Source organism: Azonexus hydrophilus (assembly GCF_905120355.1).
In the GTDB taxonomy this organism is placed as follows: domain Bacteria; phylum Pseudomonadota; class Gammaproteobacteria; order Burkholderiales; family Rhodocyclaceae; genus Azonexus.
On sequence record NZ_CAJHOB010000002.1, the window covers coordinates 264,999 to 273,204 of the forward strand.

The following is an 8,206-nucleotide window of genomic DNA, read 5'->3' on the forward strand; positions in this document are numbered from 1 at the left end:
GATCTGACAGCGGCCGCCGTGCTACGGTTTGCCGGAAAAGAAGGGGCGGCGTATGTCGATGATTCGCAACTCACCGCGTTCACGACGCAGGATCAGCTCACTTGTGCCGTTGGCTTTGTGGGGTTTGCCCTGCAGGTCGTTCCAGCGCTGCCACCAACTGACTGAAACATTGATCAGATTTTCTTGCTGCAGGATGCGGTTGATCATGAGTTGCACGTCAAAAGCCAGCTTATGGCGGCGCTGGTTGTCGAAATGCTCACGCAAGTCGTTTAGGTAACCACGGTAATCGGAAGAAAAATAGTGTTCGACCGCACTCCAGCCACCAAAGCGCAAACTACGCTCGAGCTCGCTGACCAGATCTTGCACCTCAGCACGCAAGGGGTCGGGGCGACCCGGGCGAATTTCGGCGCCACAGGCTGTAAGCATGAGGGAGCTGACGAATAAGCCAAGAATGCGCCGGCGCAAGTTGGAGGGTGTGGTGCTCATCGTGTGCTCTTTCGTGTCAATGTCAATTTATGGGCAGCTTTTCCAGCCAGGCTTTGATCCGCTTAAGCATCAGAAATTCCACACCAAAGCGCCAGAGTACGATTCCGCTGCCGCCCAGCAGGATGGGGACAAAGAAACGCGGGCCGAGCAGTAGCGGGGTGACGAAGAGGGCGATGCCATAAAAGCGCAGGGTGCGCTCGTTGAGCCAGCCACGACGGATCATGCGTTGCTGGTAACTTTCTTCGAGCAGGGGCTGGATGCGCTTGGTCACCGGTTCCAGACGGAGTACTTCGCTGCGCAGGTTCTGGTATTCCGGACTGCTGTCAGCGTGGGCGCGGACCTGTGCAGTGACGGCGCTGAGCTGGTCGAGTGCGCGGTCGAGATCGTCCAGATTCTGCTGCCGCCACAGGTTGTTCTGTGCAAAGAGGCCGAGATAGGCGGTCGCCTGGCGGGTTTCCCGGCGCAAGCGTTGCGTGGTTTCCTGTCGCTCGCTGGCTTCCTGTTGCTGTTGTGTTTCCAGTTTTTGTACCTGCCGGCGGGCTTCCGGCAGCAGGGCTTCGAAGACCAGCAGTTCGCCACCGGGGCTGGCGGCCAGTGTTTCAGCGCCGGGGAGCCAGAGACAGTGGCGACGTAGGGGCAGAATTTGCCGTTCCAGGTGCTGACGTAACTGGGCGCACCAGCCTTCGTCGTAGGCCAGCGCCAGCAGACGCGGGTGCAGGCTGCGCTCAGCGGGCCGCTGTGGTCCCCCCTGACCAAACATCAGTTCATGAAAATCGGGGGTGTCGACTGCTGCCCGTTGTGTTTTCAATGCGGCCAGCGTGTTCTTCCAGGCGCTGTTGAATTGTTCGCAGGCGCCGCGCCAGCGGCTGGCGATATCGGCGCATTCGACGTTGCCGGCCGCAGCGTAGATGTCGAGTACTTTTTGTTGATGGAGGTCGTGCAGAAAATCCAGCGCCGCAGCGTCGTTCTTCAGTGCCAGGTCGACCTGTGTCAGCAGATCACGCAGGACGATGCGCTGGCCGCGCCAGACGGGGGGCAGCCCCGGCGCCAGATCGAGGATGAAGCGCAGCAGGCGGCGATCCGGTGGCAGGCCGCTGTCGAAATTCAGGTCGATCAGGAAACGCACCCGGTTCATGTCCTGCAGATCGTTGCGCAGCCAGCGCATCAGCAGGCCGTTGTCGAGATCGGCGCGGGCCTTGTCCCAATGGCGGGCGAGCGCGACACCGAGTTGTTCCGGGGTGTGACAGAGATCAGCGCCGATCTGGTAGGGGCGCCCGGCATGGCCGGAAGCATCTTCGAGCGGCAGGCTCAGGGTGGGGTCGCCGGCCAGCCAGCGGCGGATTTCGGCTTCGCCCCAGCGCTGTTTCGGGTCGCGCAGCAACAGCCCGCGCAGAAGCTGGCGCTGCGACTGATCGGATAGCGCCTCCAGTTCGATCGAACGGGTCGTCAGGCGGTGCAGGATGACGGCATCCGACAGGCCGGCGAAGGGGTGCCGGCCGAGTGCGGCTTCCAGCAGGATCATGCCCAGTGCCCACCAGTCGGCCTTGGCGTCGAGGACGCCGGAAAGTGCTTCCGGAGGGCTGTAGGCCAGGGTGCGCGCCATGCCGGTGAAATGCAGGGTGGCATGGGTGAGGGAGGCACCGCTGAAATCGGTGAGCACCAGGTCGAGCGGGCTGCGGCTGCGCAGCAGGATGTTCTCCGGTTTCAGGTCGCGGTGGATGAGCTGGCAGGCATGTACGGCGCTAATGGCGTTGGTCAGTTCCTCCAGACTGTGGCGCCAGGTTGTGGTCGGCAGCGGGCTCTGTTCGCGCAGCAGGTCGCGTAGCGAACCGGCGCGGCAGTACTCCATCAATTCGAAGGCGAAACCGTCGGAGATGCCCCGGTCGAGCATGCGGACGCAGTGGCTCGGGTCGATGGCGGCGATGCGTTCCTGCACCTCGCGATCGGGATGGATGCCGTGCCGGTAAATCTTGGCGATCAGTTCCTCGCCCGGGCCGTCGAGCGGCGCGACAACGAGCAGTTCGGCTTCCGCGCCGGAGGTGGGCAGGGGGCGCACGATGCGCAAACGTGCACGCAAGGCGCTGGGTAGATTGAGCAGGGACGGCGTGCCGGGACTGGCCCCGGAGAGGCCGCTGGCGTCAGGGGGCGAATCAGCGACAGCGGCCGCGGTCAGGGGGCGGTCGCAATACACGCAGCGGGTGCTGGCGGGCGGATTGGCTTGCTGGCAATCGGCGTGCGGGCAGCGGAGTTCCTCTACGCTGGCGGTTGCCGGTGCGTTGCTGGCAGGTTCTGGGGCTGCGGCAGCGGGGGCGGTGAGGTCAATGCCAAAGAGCAGTGCGCCGCAGGCGCAGCGCATCAGTTCAGGCGGGTTTTCCTGGGCGCAGGTCGGGCAGCGGCGAATCTGGTGCGGCATGCTTCAGGACTTCCAGGAGGCGTGGTCGAGACGCAGGCCACGTTCCGCTGCCTGGGCTTCCAGCGCGGCGAGATCGCCGCGAGCCGGCAGGCCGATGCTCCACAGGCGGTTGCCGTCGACTTCGATCTGCAGGCGTTTGCTGCCCTGATCTGCGGCAGCGTCAAGGTAGTCGTGATAAATCCGTTCGCCGCGTGCCGACAAGGGGATCAGCGGCTGGTTCTGTGAGCCGCGCCAGAGATGGCTCAGTGGTAGCGTGTCGACGTAGGGTTCGGGAATCAGGGCGTCGAGTTTCTTCAGCAGCGGCGCGTGCCGCTCGCGCAGGCGCTTGAGCGGATAGCCGCTGTAGCAGAGGATGTCGAACTCCAGTCCGGCGCTGCTCCGCCAGTCATGCAGGGCATCCAGCAGGGCCCCCAGGGCCTGTGGCTGATCGAAGGGTTCGCCACCGCTCAGGGTGATGCCGTCGCACCCGTTTGCGCCAACGCGCCGGCACCAGTCCACCAGTTCGTGCAGCGGCATGCGCTTGCCTGGATCGGCGGCCCAGGTGTCCTGCGACACGCAGCCGGGGCAGTGGATGCGGCAGCCCTGAAACCAGATGCCGATGCGCTGGCCCGGGCCGAGCACCGTCACCGGATAGTGGGCTTTGTTGATGGCGATCAGCATGCGTCAGCTGAGAGCAAGTTCCAGGGTGACCACCTTGTCTGTTTCGTTGAGGGCGGTGACGGTGACGCGTTGGCGACCATTCAGGTCTTCCAGGAACAGGGCGCGCGACAGGGGATTGATGAAATCGGCTTCCAGACGATTGCCGATGCCTCGCCCGCCATTGCTCAGATCGGCCAGACAACGCTGGACCAGGGCCGCCTGTACCGGCTGGGCCAGAGCCAGTTGCAGCTTGAATTCTTCCTGCAGGCGGCGGGCGACATTGTTGAGCATGCCGGCGAGAATCAGCTTGCCGACTTCCGCGGAGATGAAATCGAACACGACAATGTTGTCGCCGATGCGGTTGAGAATTTCCGGCCGTGCCAGACGGTATTTGAAGTAATCGCCGATGGCGCCGCGCACCCGCTCTTCCACCACTGCGTAAGGGTCGTCGGGGCGCACGTTCTGTTGCCGGCGGCCATGTTCATCCTCGACGTAAATGCCGAGGTTGGAGGTGAAGATGAGGATGGTTTCGGAGAACCAGGCGGTGTCGCCGCGACCGTCGGTGAGGCGGCCGTCTTCGAGAATCTGCAGGAATTTGTCGAGAATGCGCGGGTGGGCTTTTTCGATTTCGTCGAACAGCACGACGGAAAAAGGTTTTTCGCGGACGGCATTGGTCAGTTCGCCGCCGGCGTCGAAACCGATGTAACCGGGCGGTGCGCCGAGCAGGCGGGCGCCGGTGTGTTCCTCGGCAAACTCGCTCATGTCGAAGCGGATGTAGGCGCGCTCATCGCCAAAAACCAGTTCGGTCAGGGTTTTCGCCAGTTCCGTCTTGCCCACCCCGGTCGGGCCGGCGAAGAACAGCACGCCCCGTGGCCGGCTGCCGCCGCTACGGGCCTGGGCGCCGGTGAGATTCATCACCGAACGCTTGAGAATGTCGAGTGCCTTCACCACCGCTTGCGGCTGACCCTTGACCCGTTGCTCGATGAAACTGCCGGCGTCGCGGATGCGCTGGCGCAGGTAATCCTTGCGCCACGGATTGTCGAGCGCGCCGACCTTGTAGCAGCGTACGGCATCGTCGATGGCGGCCAGGCCAAGTTGCTGGTGGTTGGCGAGTTCGGTGATGTCGGCCAGCGCGGTCAGGCCCATGCCCTCGGTGCCATTGGCAAAGCTCTTGATGAACTGCGCGCGGGCGGCTTCGCTGGCCTCGGCGTAGCCGGCAAAGAGCGGCGCCAGCTGGCGGGCAGCGGCCTGACGGGTTTCGTAATCGGGACGGCCGACGGTGAGGCTGGCGACCCGTTCGCTGTCGAGCGTCAGCCAGGAGGGCAGGTCCTGCGGCCGGTTGAGCAGCCACAGCACGGGGTTGAACAGGGGTTTGCCGTGGCTGGCGGTGGTGCTGCCGGCCGCATCTTCCGCCGGGCGCGGCACGATGGGCGCGGCAGTCAGCGAAAGCTTTTCAGCGGCGACGAAGAAGCGTTGTTCGCCTTCGCTCAGATGATCGGGCTGCCGGGCGAGGCGCGAGGCAAAGTCGACCACCAGGGCACAGCGGGCTTCCCGCGTGCTGCTGACGGCCTGCATCAATTTGCTCAGGCTTTCCAGGCTGATGATCTGGCTGCCGCTGGCGAGCTTCAGGTCAAACAGGCGCTCGGCCAGTTCGCGGCGGGCGGCGTCGTCGGGATAGACACGCACGCCGTCGCTGGGGTCATACACCAGCAGGCAGCGGAAATCCTGGCGCTGCAACTGCTCCCACAGGGCACGCAGCAGCGGCACCAGGGTCGGGCCGCTGGCCAGTGGCACGAGGAAACTGTCGCGGATGTTGCCGGCGACGACGAACTGCGAGCGGATCGGCAGGAGCCGCTCCAGATCGAGCAACCAGCGGGGGAAAGAGGTATTCATCCAGGCGTACTCAGAGGCAGACGGGAAGAGGGGCGGGAAAGCGGACAGAATTCACTTCTACCGTGCCCCATGGTTAGCGTGTCCGGGCAAGAGGTTTGCGTTGCGGACGGTTTTCCTGCTGTTCGGCAAATTGCGGCAGCTGGCTGCGCTCCACCAGTTGCACCGGCAGTTCGCCGGCATTGAGGCGGCGTGTGACTTCCAGTTGCAGGCCGCGCTCGCCGAGTGCCCGTAACAGCGCCGGGAATTCGGCGCACCAGCGGTCTTCCGCGACATGGTCGAGGACCGAGCGTTCGCTGTTGCCGGCGTCGATGGCACGTACGACGTTGAAGTTGGCCGATTTGCCGCTGGCGTTCAGGCGCAGCCGCACCTGATAGTCGCCCCAATCGGCACGGCGGAAATGAACCACGCCACCGTCGACGAACAGGGTTTCGGCAATCGGTTCGACCTGATAACCGAGTTCCTGCAGCGTGTGTTCCAGCACCAGGGCGCTGGCGCGCTCGGCAGCTTCTTGCTGGTAGGCCTGGATGGCACGGCGCAGCTCCACTTCCAGCAGTTCGCGCCGCTCCTGGCTGGGCGCGGCGGCCAGTTCGGCTTCCAGCATTTCGATTTCTGCCGGCAAGGGGCCGAGGTCCGCCAGCCGGGCCAGCAGGCGGGCTGCGGTGGTCTGCGGGGAGAGCGTTGTGTCCGCTGGCGGCAAGGCGTCCAGCTGGGCTGCCGTGAGTCCGTCCAGCCGGGCTTCCGGCAAGGCGGCGAGAAAACTGTCGAGTACCGCGACGAGGTGGGCGTTACGCGCCAGCAATTGTTCCAGATAAGCCGCGCGGGCATTGGGTGAAGCGTCGGCGGGAGGCGCCGGTTTGCTGCTGGCCAAGGCTGCGGCAGTGCCATAGGGCGCGGTGAGCGCACACAAACGGGCGTGTTCTTCTTCGGCGGCAGCAATGCGTGTGTCCAGCGCAGCCTGGCCGCTGGCGGCAGCCGCACTTTGCTGCGTGCGATTTTCGCTCCGTTTTTCGTCCTGCTGTGCGGCCGCCGTGGCGGCTTCGGCATAGCCTTCCTGCACCGCCTGGCTGGCCTGGATGGCAGCGGCAGCAAGCAGGATGCTGATCGGGTCAAGGCCAAAGATGGCTGTGGTGGGACCGCTCATGGCGTTTCAGGGCAAAAGGAAAACCGGGGAAATCAGGGAAAAACGCCCGGCGGGGCCGGGCGTGTCTGGCGGGAATCAGGCAGCAGGACGGACCGGCGGCATCATCAGACACTCGCCGTCGATCACGGTCTTGCCGGCGACGGTGCATACCGTATCGAGAATGACGCGGTTTTTCTCGACATTGACTTCGCGCACGGTGACGGTGGCGGTGACGGTGTCGCCCGGCTTCACCGGCGCCTTGAATTTCAGCGTTTGTGACAGGTAGATGGTGCCCGGTCCTGGCAGCTTGTTGGCCAGGGTGGCGGAAATGAAGCCGGCGGAGAGCATGCCGTGAGCGATGCGGGTGCCGAACATCGTGCCCTTGCAGTATTCCTCGTCCAGGTGGGCGGGGTTCACGTCGGTGGAAATACCGGCGAAAAGGATGATATCGGTCTCGGTCACGGTTTTCGAGGTGCTGGCCGACATACCCGGCTGCAGTTGATCGATGTAATAGGTCATGCTGAACTCCTATGGGTGTTATCAGGGTAAAACGAGGCGTAACTCTAGCATGCGGGTGGCGTTGCTTTGCCGCCGGCAAGGCGGGAGGCCGGGGCGTCAGCGAAAACCGGGCAGCCAGCCACTTTGTTCGTGTCCCCATTCCGGTTCAAGCACGCCTTGATACAGTGCTTCGATGACAGGTGGTTCGCGCCAGGGCTGGTCCATGAAGGTGAGGCCGACTTCCTCGACGGTCTTGCCCGACCAGTAGTAATCGGCCACTTCATCGAGCGTGCTCAGCGACAGGCTGTGCGGCAGGCGCAGGTAATCGAGCCAGCTGGCATCGTGAAAGGAACAGATGTAAGCCCCCTTGGTGCGCGAGCAGGAGAGATTCTTGCCGAACACCCGGCTGGGGTGCTTGTGGCGAAAGGTCATGGCGTCGGTCCGCGTGGCAAATTGCAGCAGCGCGTGCAGGCGGCTGGGAAAGTGGCTGTAGCGACGCTGGCGGAAATATTCGAGGTGATATTCGGCAAAATAATTCTGCACCGACATCAACTGGTCGCCGGCTTCCGGTGCGCCGCCCTGGGGCGCCGCCAGCGATGCGCCGAAGGGGCTACCGTTGAGGATGTCCCAGCCCGGTAGCTCGGTGCCGGGGTCGAGCCAGCAAAAGAGTTCCAGCGTGGCTGTGTCCTTGATCAGGTTATCCATGCGCGGTGTCCAGTGGCACAAGAATTCAGCATAAAAGCTGACATTGTTACTGATTGCGCCGGGAAATAAAACGGCTGGTTTTTTTCTCTGGCGGTGCTAAGCTGCGTCTCATGTCGGAAATGCAGCAGCTCCGGCATCGGTGGGCCACCTGAGGCCGCCGCATCATGCTGCGCTTGAGGAGAATCTATGGTTGCTTCCCTTGTTGCCGTAGGAATTTTTTCTTGAGATTACCGAGCAATACCCTCGATACGGCGTAAGCCGTTTGCCCCAGCCAGGTGCGCCGGGGCTGCACCACCCGAAGCCCATGCCGGAACGCATGGGCTTCTTGCGTTTGGGGGCCGGCAGGTGGTGGTAAAGGTAAATGTCATGGACATTGAATAATCAAAATCGCATAATGCTGCGGATGTAAACTTTTCCATGAAAAAGAGCGCATCGTGCAGCAAACGCACCCA

General features: G+C 63.5%; 8 protein-coding genes. All 8 read right to left on the minus strand.

Annotation, left to right across the window (positions count from 1 at the left end; translation table 11 throughout):
- Positions 1-21 precede the first annotated feature (21 nt).
- Entirely contained in the window at positions 22-486 is a 465-nt protein-coding gene (locus tag JYJ39_RS02635; protein ID WP_205201850.1) for a hypothetical protein, read from the minus strand.
- Positions 487-508: 22 nt separating this feature from the next.
- Positions 509-2,899 carry a protein kinase domain-containing protein gene (locus JYJ39_RS02640; RefSeq protein WP_205201851.1) on the minus strand — a complete coding sequence of 797 codons (2,391 nt, stop codon included), beginning with the start codon at positions 2,897-2,899 and terminating at the stop codon, positions 509-511.
- Positions 2,900-2,902: 3 nt separating this feature from the next.
- Complete coding sequence (locus JYJ39_RS02645; RefSeq protein ID WP_205201852.1) at positions 2,903-3,559, minus strand: 4Fe-4S single cluster domain-containing protein; 657 nt, start codon at positions 3,557-3,559, stop codon at positions 2,903-2,905.
- Between the two features lie 3 nt (positions 3,560-3,562).
- Positions 3,563-5,431, minus strand: coding sequence for an AAA family ATPase (locus JYJ39_RS02650; RefSeq protein WP_205201853.1), 1,869 nt, complete (start codon positions 5,429-5,431; stop codon positions 3,563-3,565).
- A gap of 73 nt (positions 5,432-5,504) precedes the next feature.
- Positions 5,505-6,572, minus strand: a complete 1,068-nt coding sequence (locus JYJ39_RS02655; protein ID WP_205201854.1) for a hypothetical protein — start codon at positions 6,570-6,572, stop codon at positions 5,505-5,507.
- A 75-nt stretch (positions 6,573-6,647) separates the two neighbouring features.
- Positions 6,648-7,070, minus strand: coding sequence for a MaoC family dehydratase (locus tag JYJ39_RS02660; protein ID WP_205201855.1), 423 nt, complete (start codon positions 7,068-7,070; stop codon positions 6,648-6,650).
- 96 nt (positions 7,071-7,166) lie between these two features.
- On the minus strand, positions 7,167-7,754 hold the full coding sequence (locus JYJ39_RS02665; protein WP_205201857.1) for a hypothetical protein: 588 nt from the start codon (positions 7,752-7,754) through the stop codon (positions 7,167-7,169).
- Positions 7,755-7,981: 227 nt separating this feature from the next.
- The coding region (locus JYJ39_RS02670) for a hypothetical protein (RefSeq protein ID WP_205201859.1) at positions 7,982-8,206 on the minus strand (225 nt) is incomplete at its 5' end.